Here is an 18,469-nt window from a genome sequence, read left to right as displayed (position 1 = left end):
CTCGATCAGGCAAAGCGCTTGGGCTCCCCTCCCCTTCAGGGGAGGGGCCGGGGGTGGGGGCTGTCGACTGGACGCCTCGCTCAGTTAGCGGCTTTCGCTCGCGAAATGCGCCGCGAACCGACCGAACCGGAAAAGCGCCTCTGGTCAAAGCTGTCCCGCTCACAACTCGGCGGTTACAAATTCCGCCGCCAGACCGTGATCGGTCCGTTCATTGCGGATTTCCTCTGCCCGCAAAAAGCGCTGATCGTCGAAGTCGATGGCGATACGCATAGCGTGGAATCGAACAAGGCGCGTGATGAGGCGTTGAATGCAATGGGCTACAGCATCATTCGCATCGCCAACCATGACGTGAGGCAGAATATCGAAGGGGTTTGCGCCGCGATCCTTGGCGCGCTCCAACAGGCGCCGGATCGTTGGGCGAGCCCCCACCCCAACCCCTCCCCTGAAGGGGAGGGGCTTTCCCACTCTCAAGGACAATCACGTTGAGCGACGAAGACGATATTCAGGATGCCCTCGCCGATTTTGCGGAGGATGTCGGCAATGGCCAGGCATGGACCGCCGCGATCCGCATCCTGACCGAGGATTATGAGCTGGAAGAGGGCGAGCTTGCCGCCCGCGCCGCCAAGGATTTTGGTGATCTCGACGCCTATCAGGCCGAATGCCGCGCCGCGCTGGAGCAGGGCGATGTCGCCTTCACCGAGAAGCTGCGCAGCGACAAGACCTTCCACAAGGCCAAGGCGCCCAATCTCGCCCGCATGGGTCCGGTGACCGAATTCGTGACCGGCCTGCTGGAAAAGGGCGCGCCCGAAGCCGGCGCCGACTGGTGGCCCTATATGCCGATCAAGCGCCACATCGACACGCTGTTCCCGGCGCCGGGCGATGTGCGGGACATGGCTTTCTGGACCGCGCGGACGCTCCAGCGCGCGCAGAGTCGTTGATTTTTTGGGGTGTGAATGATGCTGACGATCGATAATCTCTCGAACGAAATCGACGGCAAGGCGATCCTGAAAGGACTGTCGCTCTCCATCAAGGCGGGCGAAATCCATGCGATCATGGGGCCGAATGGCGCGGGCAAGTCGACGCTGGCCTATACGCTGGGCGGCCGTCCGAACTATGACGTGACCGGTGGCACCGCGACCTTCGAAGGGCAAGACCTGTTCGAGCTGGAGCCGCATGAGCGTGCCGCCGCAGGGCTGTTCCTGGGCTTCCAATATCCGGTCGAGATTCCGGGCGTCTCCAACCTGCAATTTCTGCGCGAGAGCCTCAATTCGCAGCGCCGCGCGCGGGGCGAGAAGGAACTGAACGGCGGCGAATTCATCAAGCTCGCCAAGGAAAAGGCCGCCCTGCTCGGCCTCGACATGGAGATGCTGAAGCGTCCGGTGAATGTCGGCTTTTCGGGCGGCGAGAAGAAGCGCGCCGAAATGGTGCAGATGGGCATTCTCGACCCCAGGCTGGCGATATTGGACGAGACCGACTCCGGCCTCGACATCGACGCGCTCAAGATCGTGGGCGCGGGCATCAACGCCATCATGCGCAAGCCCGACAAGGCGGTGCTGCTCATCACCCACTATCAGCGCCTGCTCGACTATGTGAAGCCGGACTTCGTCCATGTGCTTGCCGGCGGTCGGATCGTGAAGTCGGGCGGCCCCGAACTGGCGCTGGAGTTGGAGCGCGAGGGTTATGCGGAGGTGGTGGCCGCGTGACCACGCTCACCCTTCCCACGCGCAAGGCTGAAGAATGGCGCTACAGCGATCTCGACGCGCTGGCCGCCATCTGGCCGACGCCCGCGCCGACGCGCATCTATGTGGCCGCTGGGGAAACGGCGCGCCATCATCTGTTGCAGGACGCGGCCGAAGGCGCGGCGGCGGTGCATGACTATGTCATCACCATCGCCGACGGCGCGCGCTGTGATTTCCATGTCCTCAACATCGGCGGTAAATTCGGTCGCGCGACCTTCACCGTCACGCTGGGAAGCAACGCGCATTTCGAGCTGAACGGCGCGATCATCGGTGGCGGCGACCAGACTCTGGAGATCATCACCGCCGTCACCCATGCGAAGCCGGACTCGACCAGCGGCCAGACCATCCGCTCAATCTTGGGCCAGCACGCTACCGGCAGCTATCTGGGCAGCATCAATGTCGCCCGCGACGCGCAGCGCACCGACGCCTTCCAGTCGGTCAAGGCGATGCTGCTCGACCGCACCGCTACGGCCAATGCCAAGCCGGAGCTGGAAATCTACGCCGACGACGTGAAATGCGCCCATGGCGCGACCGTGGGCGAGCTGGACCGCCAAGCGCTCTTCTACATGGCCTCGCGCGGCATGGACCCGGCGACGGCCAAGACGCTGCTCTTGAAAGCCTTTGTCGCGGGCGTGTTCGATGATGTCGCCGACGAAGCGGTCAAGGACAGGCTCGAAGCCGCCGCGATCGCCAAGCTGGAGACGCTGGTATGACCGATCTGGCTCAAGCGTTGCGCTTGCGGGATGATTTCCCCGGCGTCGGCAGCTGGCACTATCTCGACAGCGCCGCCACCGCGCAGAAGCCCAACGCTGTAATCGACGCCATCGCCCGCGCCTATGGCCCGGACTATGCGACAGTCCATCGCGGCGTCTATGAGCGCTCGGCCAATATGACGCTTGCCTATGAGGCGGCGCGCCGCAAGGTCGCGAACTTCATCGGAGCGGCGTCGGACAGCGAGATTGTCTACGTCCGCGGCGCGACCGAGGGCATCAACCTCGTCGCCCAAAGCTGGGCGGGTACGCAGCTTGAAAGCGGCGACCGCATCCTGCTCTCGATGCTGGAGCATCACAGCAATATCGTCCCCTGGCAGATCGTGGCCGAAAGGCAAGGCGCGCAGATCGACGTCGTGCCGCTCACGGCGGACGGCAAGATCGATCTCGACGCCATGCAGGCGATGATCACGCCGCAACACAAGCTGGTCGCGTTGGCCCATGTGTCGAACGTGCTGGGCAGCGTCCTCGATGTGCGCCGCGCCGCCGACATTGCCCACAGCGTTGGCGCGAAGATCCTGATTGACGGCTGCCAGGCCGTCCCGCGCCTTGCCGTCGATGTGCAGGCGTTGGACTGCGATTTCTACGTCTTTTCCGCGCACAAGCTCTACGGTCCTACCGGCATCGGCGCGCTCTGGGCGCGCAAGGATCTGCTCGACGCCATGCCGCCCTATCAGGGCGGCGGATCGATGATCGACAAGGTGACGTTCGAGAAAACCACCTACGCGCCCGCGCCGACCCGGTTCGAGGCGGGGACGCCGCATATCACCGGCGTCGTCGGCCTGTCGGCGGCGATCGATTATGTGCAGGCCATCGGCCTTGACGCGATCCACGCCCATGAATGCGCGCTGGTCGCCAAGGCGCGGGTGGCGCTGGAAAGCCTCAACAGCGTGCGCGTCTTCGGGCCGGAGGATTCGGCGGGCATCCTCTCCTTCGAGGTTGAGGGGGTGCATCCGCATGATGTCGGCACCATATTGGACGAAACGGGCGTGGCGATCCGGGCGGGGCATCATTGCGCGCAGCCGCTGATGCGTCATCTCGGCGTCGAGGCTACGGCACGGGCCAGCTTCGGCATCTACAGCGACGAAAGCGATGTGGATGCGCTGGTCAAAGGCATAGAACGAGTGAGGAAAATCTTCGGATGAGCGAAGAGCGGAAGATATTGATGGAAGAGGTCGAGGCGGTGAACACCCCGCCCAAGGCGCGTGTCGAGGAAGCTTCTGATTCTGGCCAGCGCCAGCGCGACTATCTCGACGGATTCCTGAGCGCCAAGCCCATTGAAACGCCCAAGGGCGAGCCGGGCGGCAGCCTTTACGATGCGATCATCGATGCGCTCAAGGAAATCTACGACCCGGAAATCCCGGTCAATATCTATGATCTGGGCTTGGTCTACGGCGTCGACGTCACGGAGGACGGCCATGCCGTCGTCACCATGACGCTGACCACGCCGCATTGCCCGGTGGCCGAATCCATGCCGGGCGAAGTCGAACTGCGCGTCGGCGCGGTGCCGGGCGTGGGCGATGCGCAGGTGAACCTCGTCTGGGATCCGCCATGGGATCCGCAGAAAATGTCGGACGAAGCCAAGCTCGAACTGGGAATGCTCTGATGACCCCTACTCCCAATGGCGACACCAAAATCCGCGCTCGCCCCGCCGCCGTCATCCTGACGCCCGCCGCCGAGCAGCGCATCGCTGACCTGATGGCCGATGCCCCCGAAGACGCGATCGGCGTCAAGCTCTCCACCCCGCGCCGCGGCTGCTCGGGCCTTGCCTATTCGGTCGATTATGTGAGCGAGGAAGCCAGGTTCGACGAGAAGATCGAAACCCCCGGCGGCACCTTCTACATCGACGGCGCGTCGGTGCTCTATCTGGTTGGATCGACCATGGACTGGGTGGAAGACGACTTCACCGCCGGTTTCGTCTTCAACAACCCCAATGCCAAGGGCAGCTGCGGCTGCGGCGAGAGCTTCACGGTCTGAGGATAGCTGTTTATGCCCCATATGCTGATCCTGGGGCTGGGCTATACCGCATCGCGTCTTGCTGCCCGCTTGCGCGCCGATGGCTGGCACGTCACCGGCGTCCGCCGCACCGCCGATGCCGACGCGCTCGCCTTCGATGACGAAAGCGCCGTCCGTGCGGCCATCGCGCAGGCCACCCACATCCTCTCCTCCGTCCCGCCCGAGGGTGACGCCGATCCTGTCTTGACCCGCTACGGCGCCGCCATCGCCGCCGCGCCCGCGATCTGGACCGGCTATCTCTCCTCCACCGGCGTCTATGGCGATGCGGCGGGCGCATGGGTGGATGAAGCCACCCCGCTGCGCCTGGGCCGCCGCGCCGCCCGGGCGCAGGCCGATGCCGGTTGGGGCGCGCTTCGCCCCGATCTGCGCCGTTTCCGCCTGCCCGGCATTTACGGCCCCGGACGTTCGGTGCTCGACCGCGTGCGGGAAGGGCGGGCGCATCGCATCGACCTGCCCGATCAGGTCTTCAGCCGCGCCCATGTCGATGACATCGTCGCGGGCATCATCGCCTCGCTCCACCAGGGGTCGCCCGGCATCTACAATCTTTCGGACGACCTGCCCTGTGCGCAGAACCGGCTGATCGAAACGGCCTGCGCCATGCTGGGCCTGCCGGTTCCGCCGCTATTGACGCTGGAGGAAGCCCAGCTCACGCCCATGGCGCAATCCTTTTATGCCGAAAACCGCCGCGTCGCGAACGGGCGGGCCAAGCGCCTGCTGGGCTGGTCCCCCCGCTATCCGACCTATCGCGAAGGGCTGCCCGCCTGCCTTTGACTCGGCCCGTCGCAAGGACAGGTCATTGCTAACGCCTTCTTAACCATGCTGGCCCGATGACGGTCCTGTCAGCTTTGCATGGGACTTGAGTCAGATGGACCGCTTCGATCACGCCTTCACTGCCCTGGGCCAGCGCATCAACGGCCTGACCCTGCCCGAACGCGCCACGTCCGCGCCAGTCCCGCTCGCCAGCCTGATCGACAAGGTCAACGCCGCCAAGCGGTTCTATCAGCCAGGCGTCCGCCGCTAGGCCTGTTTCGTCCGTAGAGCGATGACCATCCCGATGATGGCGAGCAAAGCGCCCGCACCCGCCAGCGCCGTCCAGCGATAACCCTCGACCAGCGTGGAGATCAGCATGGCGATCACCGGGATCAGCACGCTGCTATAGGCCGCGCGCCCCGCACCCATCCTCTGGATCAGCCGGAAATAAAGCGGGAAGGTCACGACCGACCCCGCCAGTCCCAGCCAGCCTATCCCCAGCACATAGCCGATTCGCGGTTCGAAAACCGGCGGCCCGGTGGTGATCCATGCAAACAGCGCATCCACCGCCGCGCCGATCAGCATCGCCCAGGCCAGCACCGCCACCATCGGCAGCCGCCGGGCAATCTCCATCCCCTGCATCACATTGGCGGCCGAAGCGCTTAGCAGCCCGGCGACCGAGAAAGCGGTGCCCAGCAGTACCATGTCCGGCCTGACGCTCGCCGCTTCATGCGCCAGCATCAGCGCGATGCCCGTCACCGCCACCACCGATCCGGCGACAAAGGCCCGGCTCACCGGCTGGCGGAAGAAGAGGAAGGCAAGGATGCTGTTTGGGATCAGCAGCATCGCATAGACCACCGCCACCACGCCGGATGTCAGATAATGCTCGGCGCGATAGACGAAATTGAAGTTCATCACGAACTGCGCCACGCCCAGCAACCCGGCGAAGACCAGCCCCTTGCCGCCGATATTGAGCGGCACGCGCCGCACCCTGGCGAAGATCGCCATGGCCACCCCGGCCAGCAGGAAGCGATAGCAGACCGACCAGCTCGCGGGGACATTGCCGATCTGGTCGCGGATCACGATCCAGGTGGAACTCCAGATCAGCGTGACCAGGATGAAGGGCAAGGCGACGCCCTTGCCCTCGCTCATCCCTTCAGGGCTCCGAGCGCATCGGCCAAAGGCTTCACGCTCGCGGCATCCTGCGACCAGTTGGTGACGAGCCGCGCCGCATCCTCGCCCCAGTCGTAGAAATCGAAGCCCTGGGCACGCAACTGCGCCCTTTCGGCGGAGGTGAGCCGCACGAACAGTTCATTGGCCTCGACCGGATGCATCAGTCGTCCGGCCGCGCCTTCCGCCAAAGCCTGCGCCGCCGCATTGGCCGCGTGCGCATTGCGGAGCCAGAGATCGCCCTCGACCATCGCCAGCAACTGCGCGGCCAGATAGCGTCCCTTGGAAAAGAGATGCCCCGCCCGTTTGCGCCAGCGCGCCGCCTCGGCCGCACGCGCTGGCGCCTGATCTCCGAAAAAGACCAAAGCCTCCCCGATCATCCCGCCATTCTTGACGCAGCCGAAGGAGAGTATGTCGACCCCCGCCCGCCAGGTTACATCGCCCGGATGGCAACCCAGATGCGCCACCGCATTGGCGAAGCGCGCTCCGTCCATATGGAAGCCCAACCCATGCTCATGCGCCACCGCGCTCAGCGCCGCCACCTCATCGGGCGTATAGGCCAGCCCATATTCGGTCGCCTGCGTGATGCTGATCGCCCGCGCCGGCACCTGATGCACATCGGGCCGGATCGCCTTCAACCGTTCGGTCACTGCCTCGGGCGACAATTTGGCGCCCTCGCCTGGCAAGGCCATCAGGGTCGCGCCATGGGTGTAGAAACCGGGCGCGCCGCATTCGTCGACGACGATATGCGCTTCCTCATGGCACAGCACCCCGCCATAGGGCGGACAGAGGCAGGCCAGCGCGATGCTGTTCGCCGCCGTGCCGGTCGCGATCCACAGCGCCACCGCTTCCGTGTCGAACAGCGCGGAAAAGGCACCGTTCAGCCGCCCGCTCCAGGCATCGCCGTCATAGCCATGGTCGGCGTGGTCGGCCGCCGCGATGGCCGCCATCACCTCCGGGCAGACCGGCGTCGCATTGTCGGAAAAAAAGTGCATGGCCCAGCGATAGCCGCGCCACGCCCCAGCGCCAAGATGCCACCCTGATCGGATCGGCTATGGGCAGCTATATGGGTCAGTAATATTGACCGATTGTTTCGCGCCGCCATCTGTGACATAGGCGGCCCGTCCAACCCAAAGGAGCTTTCATCATGGACGTCCAGCAGACATCGCGCTTCACCGTCACCCGCAGCAGCAAGGCTGTATCGGCTGACCAGCGCGCGGTATTGCTGGCGGACCCCGGTTTCGGAAAACTCTTCACCGACCATATGGTCACGATTCGCTATACCGAGGGGCAGGGCTGGCACAGCCACAGCATCGGCCCGCGCGAACCGTTCCAGCTCGATCCCGCCTGCGCCGTGCTGCACTATGCGCAGGAAATCTTCGAAGGGATGAAGGCCTATCGCCTGGAGGATGGCAGCATCGCCATGTTCCGGCCGGAGGAAAATGCCCGCCGTTTCGCTGAATCGGCCGAGCGCATGGCCATGCCGGTCCTGCCCGAAGACCTGTTCATGGAAGCAGTCGAGGAACTGGTGAAGATCGACGCCGACTGGATTCCGGGCGGCGAGGGCAGCCTGTACCTGCGCCCCTTCATGTTCGCGAGCGAGACCTTCCTGGGCGTGCGCCCGGCGAACGAATATATTTTCTGCGTCATCGCCTCGCCCGCCGGCGCCTATTTCAAGGGCGGCAAGAAGGCGGTCACGCTTTGGGTGTCGGAGCATTTCACCCGCGCGGCGCGTGGCGGCACCGGCGCCGCCAAATGCGGCGGCAACTATGCCGCTTCGCTGGTCGCGCAGAAGGAGGCGATCGGCCACGGCTGCGATCAGGTCGTGTTCCTCGATGCCGCCGAGAACAAGTGGGTCGAGGAATTGGGCGGCATGAACGTCTTCTTCGTGATGGATGACGGATCGATCGTCACCCCGCCGCTTTCCGGCACGATCCTGCCGGGCATCACCCGCAACAGCATCATTTCGCTCGCCCGCGCCAAGGGGCATGACGTGCGCGAGGAACTATATAGTTTCGCCCAGTGGAGGGCCGACGCCGCCAGCGGCAAGCTGCGCGAAGCCTTCGCCTGCGGCACGGCGGCGGTCGTGACCGCGATCGGCACGGTGAAGAGCGTCGATGGCGCCTTCACCATCGGCAATGGCGACGGCGGCATCGTCACCGAAGCGCTGCGCGCCGACCTCACCGGCATCCAGCGCGGCACGGTGGCCGATCCGGCGAACTGGGTGCGCAAGCTTTAAAAAATGAGATCGTGCTCCTGCGCAGGCAGGAGCACGGAGTAACTGGTCGCTTCCCAATCCCGTCCCAACCGCCTAGAACCGCCCTCATGCAACGCTTCGACGTCGTCATTTTGGGTGGTGGCCTGGTCGGCCTGACCCTTGGCATCGCGCTTTCCGGCCATGGCGTGCGCTGCGCCGTGATCGATCCGGCCAATCCGGTGGAGACCACCGCCGCCGGTTTCGACGGGCGGGTTTCGGCCATCAGCTCCACCAGTTTCGCCATGCTGTCGGCCATAGGCGTGGCAGACCATCTGGAAGGCAAGGGTTGCCCAATCGATCGCATCTGGGTCAGCGACGGTCTGGAACCGGGCGCGCTCGACTTCGCGCCGGATGCGGATGACGGCGTGATGGGGATCATGTTCCCCAATCGCGACCTGCGCGTCGCCCTGGCGCAGACGGGGAGCAAGGCGGAAAATCTCACCCGCTTCCAGCCCGACCGGGCACTGCATGTCGAGCGCAATGCCGACGGCGTGACGCTGACCCTCGCCAGCGGCGAAACCATTCACGGCGCGCTGCTGGTCGCGGCTGAGGGGCGCAACAGCCCGACCCGCGAGGCTGCGGGCATCCGCACCACGCGCTGGAACTACAAGCATGTCGCGATGGTGACCGCCATCGATCATGAAGTGCCGCACGCCAACACGGCTTATGAGATATTCTATCCCGGCGGCCCTTTCGCGCTGCTGCCGATGCTGCCGGGCACCCGCTCCGCCATCGTCTGGACGGTGCCCACGGAACAGGCTCCGGCCATGCTCAAACTCTCCGAACGCGCCTGGCTGGCGGAGGCGCAGAAGCGAATGGGCGGCTTCCTGGGTGAAATCTCGCTGGCCGGGCCGCGCTCCAGCTATCCGCTCGGTTTCCACCATGCGGCGCGGATCACCGACACGCGCCTGGCCCTCGTCGGGGATAGCGCCCATGCGATCCACCCGATTGCAGGGCAGGGTCTCAACCTCGGCTTCCGCGATGTCGCCGCGCTGGTGGAGGTTCTGGTGGAGGGCATGCGGCTCGGCCTCGATCCGGGCGATGCGCAATTGCTGACGCGCTATCAGCGCTGGCGGGGTCTTGACGCGATGATGACCAGCGTGGCGATGGACGGGCTGGTCCGGCTGTTCGATGTGCCGGGGCGCATTCCCTCGCTTGTCCGCCGTGCGGGACTGGCGACGGTGCAGCGCACGTCCCTGCTCAAGAACCGCTTCATGGCCGAAGCGCGGGGAAAATCCGGCGCGCTGCCGCGGCTGCTGACGGGCGAGATGGTTTAGGTCTTAGGCTGTTTTCGGCCATTTGCCGTCACCAAGCGATATGTGCTCCTGCGACGGCAGGAGTCCAGTTCCTACGGTGCGATGATCCACAGAGGGCGGGACTGGACTCCTGCCTTCGCAGGAGCACGGTGTACTTCAAGGAAAGCAGCGCGAAGCAGACCGTCCACCCTCCACCCTTCCAGGCACCGATCAAATCATCCGCCGCAGCACATTGTCTTTCAGGATGAAATGATGCCGCAGCGCCGCCAGCACATGCACGATGATCAACGCCGCCCAGGCAAAGCCCATAATCTCATGCGTCTCGCCTGAAATCCCGACGATCGCATCGCCCTTCGACACGGCGAATTTGGGCACGTCGAACAGGAAGAACCAGTTCAGGGGCCGATCCCCGGCGGAGGACATGATCCATCCGGTCAGCGGCATGACCAGCATGAACGCGTAAAAGGCGAAATGCGTGACATGCGCGGCACCCTTTTCCCAGGCCGGCATTGCGGCGGGTAGCGGCGGCGCCTTGTGCATGAACCGCCACAGGATGCGCAGAACCGTCAGGGCCAACACGGTCAGCCCGATCGACTTGTGGACGGGCATCACCTTCCACTCCTTGGGCAGCGCATCATGCGCGAAGCCCAGGAAGAGATTGAAGATAATGAGGATCGCCAGGATCCAGTGCAGCGCGCGGGCAACGGAGCTGTAGCGATCCATCAAATACTCCTGCTTGATTTCTTACCCCTGACGATTGGCGACCAGATTATCCACAACCGAGGGATCGGCAAGTGTACTAATGTCCCCCAGCGCCTGGGGCGAGACCTCCCCTTCCGCGATCTTGCGCAGGATGCGGCGCATGATCTTGCCGGAACGCGTCTTGGGCAGGCCCGGCGCGAATTGGATCACGTCGGGCGTGGCGATCGGCCCGATCTCGCTGCGGACCCAGGCGACCAGCGCCTTGCGCAGTTCGTCGGTCGCTTCCTCGCCGCTGTTGAGCGTCACATAGGCGTAGATGCCCTGACCCTTGATATCGTGCGGGAAGCCGACCACCGCCGCCTCGGCCACCGCCTCATGCAGCACCAGCGCGCTTTCGACCTCGGCCGTGCCCATGCGATGGCCCGACACGTTGATCACGTCATCGACGCGCCCGGTGATCCAATAATAGCCGTCCGCGTCCCGCCGCGCCCCGTCCCCGGTCGTATATTTGCCGGGGAAGGTGGTGAAATAGGTCTGGAAGAAACGCTCATGATCGCCCCAGACGGTGCGCATCTGCCCCGGCCAGCTCTGCGCGATGACGAGATTGCCTTCGGTCGCCCCTTCCAGCACTTTGCCCTCGGCATCGACGATCTGCGGCACCACGCCGGGCATGGGGAAGGTCGCGGAACCGGGCTTCAGATCGGTCGCGCCGGGCATCGGCGCGATCATCGCGGCGCCGGTTTCGGTCTGCCACCAGGTGTCGATAATCGGGCAGCGATCCTCGCCCACGACATGATGATACCAGCGCCAGGCTTCGGGATTGATCGGCTCGCCCACCGTGCCCAGCAGGCGCAGCGACTTGCGGCTCGTGCGGGTCACGAAATCATCCCCCTCCTTCATCAGCGCGCGCAGCGCCGTGGGGGCGGTGAAGATGGTCTGCACCTGATGCCGGTCGACCACTTCCCAGATGCGGCTGGGCGTCGGATAGTTCGGCACACCCTCATACATCAGTGTCGTCGCCCCGTTCGCCAGCGGGCCATAGACGATATAGCTATGCCCCGTGACCCAGCCGATATCCGCCGCGCACCAGTAGATGTCGCCGGGCCGGTAATCGAAGCACAGCTCATGCGTCAGGCTGGCCCAGAGCAGATAGCCGCCGGTCGTGTGCAGCACGCCCTTGGGCTTGCCCGTCGAACCCGAAGTGTAGAGGATGAACAGCGGGTCTTCCGCCTGCATCGGCTCGGCGGGGCAGTCGGCGGAAACCTTGGCCGCTTCCTCATGCAGCCACAGGTCGCGGCCTTCCTCCATGGCGATGGCGCCGCCGGTCGCCTTGACGACGATCACTGTGCGGACGCTGGTGCATAGCTTCAACGCCGCGTCGACATTGGCCTTGAGCGGCACTTGTCTGCCCGCGCGACGTCCCTCATCGGCGGTGATCACCAGCGTCGAATCGCAATCGGTGATCCGCCCCGCCAGCGCCTCGGGCGAGAAACCGCCAAAGACCACCGAGTGGATCGCCCCGATCCGCGCGCAGGCGAGCAGGGCGAAGGCAGCCTCCGGGATCATCGGCATATAGACGGTGATCCGGTCGCCCTTCTTCGCGCCCGCGCCCTTCAGCACATTGGCGAAGCGGCAGACCTCCTCATGCACCTCAGCATAGGTGAAGCGGCGCGGTTCTTCCTCCGGCGCATCCGGTTCCCAGATGATCGCGGTCTGATCTCCCCTTGCCGTCAGATGCCGGTCGATGCAGTTGGCGCTGACGTTCAGTACGCCGTCGGCAAACCATTTCACCCCGAAATCGGCCTCGTGGAAGCTGCTCTCATCGGCTTTCGTGGGAAAATTCTCCCAATCGAGCCGCCTGGCCTGTTCCAGCCAATAGGCGTCGGCATCCCCGATCGACCGCGCATAATCCGCCGCGCGCCCATCCCGGTCGAGAAGCGCGGAGGCCGCCCATTCTGCTGGGACCGGGAAAAAATCGTCAGACATGCGGCATCCTTTCCTTTGCGAAATCCTCGCTTATGGCCCCTCCTAGAGCCAAGGCGCGATGGCCGGAAGACAGGATCGTTCTCCTTCCGCCACAGTTTCCACCATTATCGGCCGGGAATTAAGCAGGATCATGCCATTTGCCGCTTTTCGCATGGGCTTGCTGGGCCTAACAGGAAGGGAATATGTGGCAACTTTTCCAATTTCCGCTCTGTCCATTCTCGCGCAAGGTTCGTCTGCTGCTCGGTGAAAAGGGCGTGGGCTACGATCTCGTGCGCGAATCGCCCTGGGAGGGGCGCGACGAATTTCTCGACCTCAACCCCGCCGGCACGACGCCGGTGATGGTGGACGAGGAAAAGGGCATCACCCTGATCGACAGCCAGGCGATCTGCGAATATTTCGAGGAAACGGTCGAAAAATTCCCGCTCATCTCCGGCACGGCGGCGGGGCGGGCCGAAGTGCGTCGGCTGACCGCCTTTTTCGACCAGAATTTCTACGGCGATGTCGTCGGCCCATTGCTGCACGAGCGGATGAAGAAGCGGCTGATCGAGCGCGCCCCGCCTGACGCCCGCGTGCTGCGCGAGGCGATGAAGCGCGCCAATGTCCATATGGATTATATGGACTATCTGCTCGATCACCGAAGCTGGATGGCGGGTCCGACGCTCAGCCTGGCGGATATCGCCGCCGCCGCGCATCTGTCGGTGGCCGATTATCTGGGCGGCATCGACTGGGCCGGGCATGAGACGGTGAAGCGCTGGTATGCGGGTTTCAAGTCGCGCCCGTCCTTCCGCCCGCTGCTCTCCGAGCGGATGGAGGTGATCACCCCGCCGCCGCATTATGAAAAGCCGGATTTCTGAAGCAGGCATTCCCCTCCCGCAGGCGGGAGGGGTCAGGGGTGGGCGCGAGCGCAGCGAGCTTCAGGCCTGGCAGTTGAAACCGCCGCTGATGCTAGCCCGCCCCCCGGCCCCCTCCCGCTCGCGGGTGGGGAGGTGCAATCCCTAATCCAGCTCCGCCGCCAGATACACCCGGTTGCGCCCATGCTCCTTGGCCAGATACAGCGCCCGGTCCGCCGCCTTCAACGCGGCGCGGGGGTCTTCATAGGCCAGCACATTGGCGACGCCGGCGGAAAAGCTCACCCGTTCCATCCGTTCGCCATTGGCCCGGTTGACGAGGCTGCGGGTGGACAGATCCTGCCGCACGCTGTCCACTGCCTCGCAGGCTTCGGCCGCCGTCTTGCCGCGGAACAGCATGACGAATTCCTCCCCACCATGGCGCGCGACATGGCATTGATCGTTGCTCGCCTTGGACAGCAGGCCCGCCACGAATTTCAGCACCCGATCGCCGGTATCATGGCCATGGGCATCGTTGATCAGCTTGAAATGGTCGATGTCGCAAAAGGCCACCGCGAGCGGCTCCCCCTGATTCTGCGCCACTTTCAGTTCGTCGCGCAGCACCGCTTCAAAGGCGCGGCGATTGGGCAGGCCGGTCAGATGGTCATGCTCGGCCGCGCGGCGCGCGCTTTCCAGATTGGATTTCAGGAGCTGCGTCTGCTTCTGGTTGTTGCGTAGCTGGCTTTCGACCTGCCGGGTCTTTTCGACCATCGATCGGGTCAGCGCCACCAGGCGCGCCAGCACCGGCTGATTATCGGCACCGGCGGACAGGCCTTTCACCTCTTCCTGCAGCGCGGCGCCATAATCCTTGGCCGAATTGCGCGATTCGGTCATCAGGCCAGTGAATTGCGACAGATTTTCCTCGACCTTGTCAAGCATCGAGGCAAGCGCTTCAGGCGTCACCTCATCATTGCGCTGTTCGGCGGCGACATTTTCGACCCAGCCGTTGGTGATCTTGCCGCGTTCGGCCAGCACGGCCTTCACGGCCTTTTCCACGCCGATATGCGATCCGGTCAGATAGTCATGGGCCACGCCGAAATTGAGCGGCGTCAGGTCCAGGTCATGGGCGAAAAGGAAGTCGCCAATATCCTCGTACAGCTTGCGCCGCCGGGTGATTTCCCGGTTGGCCGCGCTGCCCGCCCGGGCGCGCTGCGCCTCCTCCGGCTCGTCCATGTCCTCGTCAGCAGCCTTGCCCGAAAAGCCGCGGGCCCAGCGGGCCAGCCGGTCGGTCAGACCATGTTGCGCGTTTGCGGAAGATGATGCCCCAGTCATGTCCGCTATAACGACGGGGGATAAACAAGGTTAAGGACACGCCAAGCGAAAATCGGCAAGGCGTTGATCGACATCGATTATATATCCGCGCCGATCAGCCAGTCGCGGAAGATCCGCACGGCCCGGGTCTGCAACGCGCGGGGGCGGCAGACGAAATAATAGCGATAGGGGCTCTCGACCCGGTTCTCCGGAAACAGCCTTGCCAGCCGGGGATCCTGCGCTTCATTATAATGGCTGGCATGCATCACCGCGACGCCCAGCCCCTGGGCGGCGGCCTCCAGCATCAACTGGCCGGAATCATAATTGTCGATCGCCAGCGGCTGCAGGTCGGGCAGGTTGACCGCCTCCTTCCACGCCTCGAACGCCAGCGCCATGTCGCGGTGCAGCAACACCGTATGATTGGCCAGCTCCTGCGGGGATGTCAGCGCGTTCGGCGCCTCCAGCATGGCCTTGCGTCCGATCAGATAGACCTCGTCATGGTCCAGCTCATGGGCATAGAGCGCCGGGTCGATGTCCTTCGCCAGCACGATCGCGGCGTCCAGCCCTTCGCCCAGCCGGGCGACGGCATAGGGGGTGGTTTCGATATCGATATGGAGCTGCGGATGGCGTTGCCGCAGCGCGCCCAGATGCGGGAACAGCCGCTGCGTCGCAAACAGCGGCATGACCGCGAGCCTGAGGCGTAACTGGTTGCCGCCGCTCTGGATATTCTCCAGCGCCTGGCTCAATGAATCCAGCGTCGGAGCTATGTCGTCCAGCAATCTTTGCCCGTCGGCGTTGATTTCCAGCGCCTGATGCTTGCGGTCGAACAGGGGGCGGCCGATGAACCGCTCCAGCGCCTGAACCCGGCGGCTCAGCGCCGGAGTCGAGAGCGCAAGCTCCTCCGCTGCCGCCTTGACCGAACCAAGGCGGGCGACCTGAACAAAGGCCTCCAGGGCCGTAAGAGGCGGCAATCTACGCATAAACCGTCATGTTCATTCGGCCGATCCGCTGCGACGCGTCATTGCTTCTTCTCAAACGGCGCGCAAACCGGCTCTCAAGCATCCTCAATCCAAAGACTGGGCCACTGAGCAGGAAAAAAGGGCGGTTGGCAAGATGCAAAAAATGCAACTCCTCGATTCTTTTCGCACTTGCGAAAATACATCCCGCACTGCACATAGGAAAGGCCTTTCAGGCATCCTCTCCTATAAACTTTACGGGCTGGCCTTCGGGCCGGCCCTTTTTTTATTCCTTCCGGGGTTCCTTATGGCCCCTTTTCCTCGGCCGCGACGTTCCCTATCTCGTTACGCAGCGACAAGAACGGGGAAGCCGACGTGGCCGAAGAAGAAACCGCAGGACGCAGGATACAGGTGGCCAACGCCCGGCCGGAAGATGCGGGGCGCGGGCTTGCGCGCCTGCCGGTGGCGGTGATGGCGGAACTCCATCTGGCCGAAGGCGATGTGATCGAGATCGCGGGCAAGCGCTCCACCCCCGCGCGGGTGGTGCGGCCCTATAAGGAGGATGAGGGGCTTGACGTCCTGCGCCTCGACGGGCTTCAGCGCGCGAATGCCGGGGTCGGATCGGGCGACTTCGTCCTGATCAGCAAGGTCGAACCACGCCCTGCCCAGCGCGTCGTCTTCGCGCCTGCACAAAATAATTTGCGGTTGCAGGGCAATCCCGAAGCGTTGAAGCGGGTTTTCTTCCAACGGCCGCTCGCCTCCGGCGATATCGTCGCCACGGCGGGACAGCAACAGGTTCCGCCCGGCGACATGCCGCCCCAATTGCGCCAGATGCTGGCCGCGCCCGCCTACGCCCTGCAGGAAATCCGGCTGGTGGTGGTGTCGACGGTGCCCAAGGGCTTCGTGATGCTCGACGCCGACACCGAAGTCGAACTGCGCGCCGAATATGAGGAGCCGCGCGAATCCCGCCGCGCCGACGTCACCTATGACGATGTCGGCGGCATGGCGGAGGCGATCGACCAGTTGCGCGAGATGGTGGAGCTGCCGCTGCGCTATCCCGAACTGTTCGAGCGGCTGGGAGTCGATCCGCCCAAGGGCGTTCTGCTCCACGGCCCGCCGGGAACCGGCAAGACCCGGCTCGCCCGCGCCGTCGCCAATGAATCGGAAGCGGAATTCTTCCTGATCAACGGCCCGGAGATCATGGGTTCGGCCTATGGCGAGTCGGAAAAGCAGCTCCGCGAGATTTTCGAGGCCGCCGCCAAGGCTGTGCCGTCGATTCTCTTCATCGACGAGATCGATTCGATCGCGCCCAAGCGGGGCAATGTGACCGGCGAGACGGAAAAGCGCCTCGTCGCGCAATTGCTGACGCTGATGGACGGGCTGGAGCCGCGCACCAACCTGGTCGTCATCGCCGCGACCAACCGGCCCGAGGCGATTGACGAGGCGCTGCGCCGTCCCGGCCGGTTCGACCGCGAAATCATCGTAGGCGTTCCGGACGAGCGCGGGCGGCGGGAAATATTGGGCATCCACACCCGCGGCATGCCGTTGGGCGACAAGGTCGACCTCAGCGAACTCGCCCGCATGACCTATGGCTTTGTCGGCGCTGACCTCGCCGCGCTCACCCGCGAGGCGGCGATCGAGACGGTGCGCCGTTTCATGCCGCGCCTCAATCTGGAGGAAGGGACGATCCCGCCCGATGTGCTGGAGGAACTCTCCGTCACGCGGGAGGATTTCATGGCGGCGATCAAGCGCGTCCAGCCCTCCGCCATGCGCGAGGTGATGGTGCAGGCGCCGAACATCGGCTGGGCCGATATCGGCGGGCTGGACGATGCGCAGATGCGCCTCAAGGAAGGGGTGGAACTGCCGCTCAAGGATCCGGACGCCTTCCGCCGGATCGGTATCCGCCCGGCCAAGGGTTTCCTGCTCTATGGCCCGCCCGGCACCGGCAAGACGCTGCTGGCGAAGGCGGTGGCGCGGGAAGCGCAGGCCAATTTCATCGCGACCAAATCGTCCGACCTGCTGAGCAAATGGTATGGGGAGAGCGAACAGCAGATCGCCCGCCTCTTCGCCCGCGCAAGGCAGGTGGCGCCGACGGTCATCTTCATCGACGAACTGGACAGCCTGGTCCCCGCGCGGGGCGGCGGCCTGGGCGAACCACAAGTGACGGAGCGGGTGGTGAACACCATCCTGGCCGAGATGGACGGGCTGGAGGAGCTGCAATCGGTGGTCGTCATCGGCGCGACCAACCGGCCGACGCTGATCGATCCGGCGCTGCTGCGGCCAGGGCGGTTCGATGAACTGATCTATGTCCCCGTGCCGGATCGGGCCGGGCGCAGGCGCATCCTGTCCATTCATACCGGCAAGATGCCGCTGGCGCAGGACGTTGATCTTGATGTGCTGGCCGAGCGCACCGAACGCTTCACCGGCGCCGATCTGGAGGATCTGGTTCGCCGGGCGGGGCTGGTCGCGCTGCGCCAGTCGCTCTCGGTGGACAAGGTGACGCAGGCCCATTTCGAAGCGGCGCTGGAGGACACCCGTGCCTCCGTCACGCCCGAAATGGAGCGTGAATATGAGCAGATCCAGGCCACGCTCAAGCAAAGCGTGATGCAGGTCGATCCCATCGGCTTTGTCGCGCCCGGCATGTTGCGCCCCCGCAACCGGGACTGACTCGATCATCGGGCGGGGGAGGGGAAATCCCTTTACCCGCCCATGCTTTTACCCCTTCCGCC

The 18,469-nt window shown here is 64.6% G+C and carries 19 protein-coding genes; 13 read left to right on the top strand and 6 right to left on the bottom strand.

The genetic code is table 11. The annotated features are described in order from the left end of the window. Positions 1–18 precede the first annotated feature (18 nt). From K426_RS20135 to K426_RS32210, 9 genes are all read left to right on the top strand, one after another. Positions 19–486: an endonuclease domain-containing protein gene (locus K426_RS20135; protein WP_257721802.1), complete on the top strand. Its 468-nt coding sequence runs from the start codon at positions 19–21 to the stop codon at positions 484–486. Further along, positions 483–938 carry a hypothetical protein gene (locus tag K426_RS20130; RefSeq protein WP_066560757.1) on the top strand — a complete coding sequence of 152 codons (456 nt, stop codon included), beginning with the start codon at positions 483–485 and terminating at the stop codon, positions 936–938. Before K426_RS20135 ends, K426_RS20130 begins: the two co-directional genes overlap by 4 nt. Positions 939–956: 18 nt before the next feature. Continuing rightward, positions 957–1,703 (top strand): Fe-S cluster assembly ATPase SufC, encoded by a 747-nt coding sequence (gene sufC, locus K426_RS20125; protein WP_066562063.1) that lies wholly within the window; start codon positions 957–959, stop codon positions 1,701–1,703. Continuing rightward, the gene (locus K426_RS20120; protein WP_066560754.1) at positions 1,700–2,452 is read left to right on the top strand and encodes a SufD family Fe-S cluster assembly protein; all 753 of its coding nucleotides are present in this window, start codon (positions 1,700–1,702) and stop codon (positions 2,450–2,452) included. The genes sufC and K426_RS20120 overlap by 4 nt, the downstream gene beginning before the upstream one ends. Further along, on the top strand, positions 2,449–3,654 hold the full coding sequence (locus K426_RS20115) for a cysteine desulfurase (protein ID WP_066560751.1): 1,206 nt from the start codon (positions 2,449–2,451) through the stop codon (positions 3,652–3,654). The genes K426_RS20120 and K426_RS20115 overlap by 4 nt, the downstream gene beginning before the upstream one ends. Continuing rightward, the gene (locus K426_RS20110) at positions 3,651–4,115 is read left to right on the top strand and encodes an SUF system Fe-S cluster assembly protein (RefSeq protein WP_066560748.1); all 465 of its coding nucleotides are present in this window, start codon (positions 3,651–3,653) and stop codon (positions 4,113–4,115) included. The genes K426_RS20115 and K426_RS20110 overlap by 4 nt, the downstream gene beginning before the upstream one ends. Continuing rightward, complete coding sequence (locus K426_RS20105; RefSeq protein WP_066560745.1) at positions 4,115–4,486, top strand: HesB/IscA family protein; 372 nt, start codon at positions 4,115–4,117, stop codon at positions 4,484–4,486. The genes K426_RS20110 and K426_RS20105 overlap by 1 nt, the downstream gene beginning before the upstream one ends. A gap of 12 nt (positions 4,487–4,498) precedes the next feature. Next, complete coding sequence (locus K426_RS20100; protein ID WP_066560742.1) at positions 4,499–5,296, top strand: NAD(P)-dependent oxidoreductase; 798 nt, start codon at positions 4,499–4,501, stop codon at positions 5,294–5,296. Between the two features lie 94 nt (positions 5,297–5,390). After that, positions 5,391–5,546: a hypothetical protein gene (locus K426_RS32210; protein WP_169576122.1), complete on the top strand. Its 156-nt coding sequence runs from the start codon at positions 5,391–5,393 to the stop codon at positions 5,544–5,546. On the opposite strand, the gene K426_RS20095 is transcribed toward K426_RS32210, so the two are convergent. Together K426_RS20095 and K426_RS20090 are read right to left on the bottom strand one after the other, a co-directional pair. Further along, complete coding sequence (locus K426_RS20095) at positions 5,543–6,427, bottom strand: DMT family transporter (protein WP_066560735.1); 885 nt, start codon at positions 6,425–6,427, stop codon at positions 5,543–5,545. The genes K426_RS32210 and K426_RS20095 overlap by 4 nt on opposite strands. Continuing rightward, positions 6,424–7,440: a threonine aldolase family protein gene (locus tag K426_RS20090; protein WP_066560727.1), complete on the bottom strand. Its 1,017-nt coding sequence runs from the start codon at positions 7,438–7,440 to the stop codon at positions 6,424–6,426. The genes K426_RS20095 and K426_RS20090 overlap by 4 nt, the downstream gene beginning before the upstream one ends. Positions 7,441–7,592: 152 nt before the next feature. On the opposite strand from K426_RS20090, the gene K426_RS20085 reads away from it, so the two are divergent. Continuing rightward, entirely contained in the window at positions 7,593–8,684 is a 1,092-nt protein-coding gene (locus K426_RS20085) for a branched-chain amino acid aminotransferase (RefSeq protein WP_066560724.1), read from the top strand. 86 nt (positions 8,685–8,770) lie between these two features. Then, a complete protein-coding gene (locus K426_RS20080; RefSeq protein ID WP_066560721.1) occupies positions 8,771–9,979 on the top strand; it encodes a UbiH/UbiF/VisC/COQ6 family ubiquinone biosynthesis hydroxylase in 1,209 nt (402 codons plus the stop codon). A gap of 189 nt (positions 9,980–10,168) precedes the next feature. On the opposite strand, the gene K426_RS20075 is transcribed toward K426_RS20080, so the two are convergent. After that, positions 10,169–10,681 (bottom strand): cytochrome b, encoded by a 513-nt coding sequence (locus K426_RS20075; RefSeq protein WP_066560714.1) that lies wholly within the window; start codon positions 10,679–10,681, stop codon positions 10,169–10,171. Between the two features lie 21 nt (positions 10,682–10,702). Next, on the bottom strand, positions 10,703–12,646 hold the full coding sequence (acs, locus tag K426_RS20070) for an acetate--CoA ligase (RefSeq protein WP_066560712.1): 1,944 nt from the start codon (positions 12,644–12,646) through the stop codon (positions 10,703–10,705). A 182-nt stretch (positions 12,647–12,828) separates the two neighbouring features. Here acs and K426_RS20065 point away from each other — a divergent pair, with 182 nt between their 5' ends. Next, positions 12,829–13,500: a glutathione S-transferase family protein gene (locus K426_RS20065; RefSeq protein WP_066560711.1), complete on the top strand. Its 672-nt coding sequence runs from the start codon at positions 12,829–12,831 to the stop codon at positions 13,498–13,500. Between the two features lie 141 nt (positions 13,501–13,641). Here the strand turns inward: K426_RS20065 and K426_RS20060 are convergent, their stop codons facing one another. Both K426_RS20060 and K426_RS20055 read right to left on the bottom strand, forming a co-directional pair. After that, a complete protein-coding gene (locus K426_RS20060) occupies positions 13,642–14,805 on the bottom strand; it encodes a GGDEF domain-containing protein (RefSeq protein ID WP_066560710.1) in 1,164 nt (387 codons plus the stop codon). Positions 14,806–14,882: 77 nt separating this feature from the next. Then, on the bottom strand, positions 14,883–15,764 hold the full coding sequence (locus tag K426_RS20055) for a LysR substrate-binding domain-containing protein (protein WP_066560703.1): 882 nt from the start codon (positions 15,762–15,764) through the stop codon (positions 14,883–14,885). Positions 15,765–16,115: 351 nt separating this feature from the next. Here K426_RS20055 and K426_RS20050 point away from each other — a divergent pair, with 351 nt between their 5' ends. Continuing rightward, complete coding sequence (locus K426_RS20050) at positions 16,116–18,407, top strand: CDC48 family AAA ATPase (RefSeq protein WP_082748727.1); 2,292 nt, start codon at positions 16,116–16,118, stop codon at positions 18,405–18,407. Positions 18,408–18,469 lie beyond the last annotated feature (62 nt).

Origin of the sequence: Sphingobium sp. TKS, assembly GCF_001563265.1 — a bacterium.
In the GTDB taxonomy this organism is placed as follows: domain Bacteria; phylum Pseudomonadota; class Alphaproteobacteria; order Sphingomonadales; family Sphingomonadaceae; genus Sphingobium.
This window is presented reverse-complemented; position numbering and strand designations above follow the sequence as displayed.

Bases quoted from the DNA above. Each gene is read 5' to 3' on its own strand.
- K426_RS20095 (WP_066560735.1), bottom strand. From the start codon at position 6,427: ATGAGCGAGGGCAAGGGCGTCGCCTTGCCCTTCATCCTGGTCACGCTG.
- K426_RS20080 (WP_066560721.1), top strand. From the start codon at position 8,771: ATGCAACGCTTCGACGTCGTCATTTTGGGTGGTGGCCTGGTCGGCCTG.
- acs (WP_066560712.1), bottom strand. From the start codon at position 12,646: ATGTCTGACGATTTTTTCCCGGTCCCAGCAGAATGGGCGGCCTCCGCG.
- K426_RS20105 (WP_066560745.1), top strand. From the start codon at position 4,115: ATGACCCCTACTCCCAATGGCGACACCAAAATCCGCGCTCGCCCCGCC.
- K426_RS20100 (WP_066560742.1), top strand. From the start codon at position 4,499: ATGCCCCATATGCTGATCCTGGGGCTGGGCTATACCGCATCGCGTCTT.
- K426_RS20115 (WP_066560751.1), top strand. From the start codon at position 2,449: ATGACCGATCTGGCTCAAGCGTTGCGCTTGCGGGATGATTTCCCCGGC.
- sufC (WP_066562063.1), top strand. From the start codon at position 957: ATGCTGACGATCGATAATCTCTCGAACGAAATCGACGGCAAGGCGATC.
- K426_RS20055 (WP_066560703.1), bottom strand. From the start codon at position 15,764: ATGCGTAGATTGCCGCCTCTTACGGCCCTGGAGGCCTTTGTTCAGGTC.
- K426_RS20065 (WP_066560711.1), top strand. From the start codon at position 12,829: ATGTGGCAACTTTTCCAATTTCCGCTCTGTCCATTCTCGCGCAAGGTT.
- K426_RS32210 (WP_169576122.1), top strand. From the start codon at position 5,391: ATGGACCGCTTCGATCACGCCTTCACTGCCCTGGGCCAGCGCATCAAC.
- K426_RS20085 (WP_066560724.1), top strand. From the start codon at position 7,593: ATGGACGTCCAGCAGACATCGCGCTTCACCGTCACCCGCAGCAGCAAG.
- K426_RS20090 (WP_066560727.1), bottom strand. From the start codon at position 7,440: ATGCACTTTTTTTCCGACAATGCGACGCCGGTCTGCCCGGAGGTGATG.
- K426_RS20075 (WP_066560714.1), bottom strand. From the start codon at position 10,681: ATGGATCGCTACAGCTCCGTTGCCCGCGCGCTGCACTGGATCCTGGCG.
- K426_RS20060 (WP_066560710.1), bottom strand. From the start codon at position 14,805: ATGACTGGGGCATCATCTTCCGCAAACGCGCAACATGGTCTGACCGAC.
- K426_RS20110 (WP_066560748.1), top strand. From the start codon at position 3,651: ATGAGCGAAGAGCGGAAGATATTGATGGAAGAGGTCGAGGCGGTGAAC.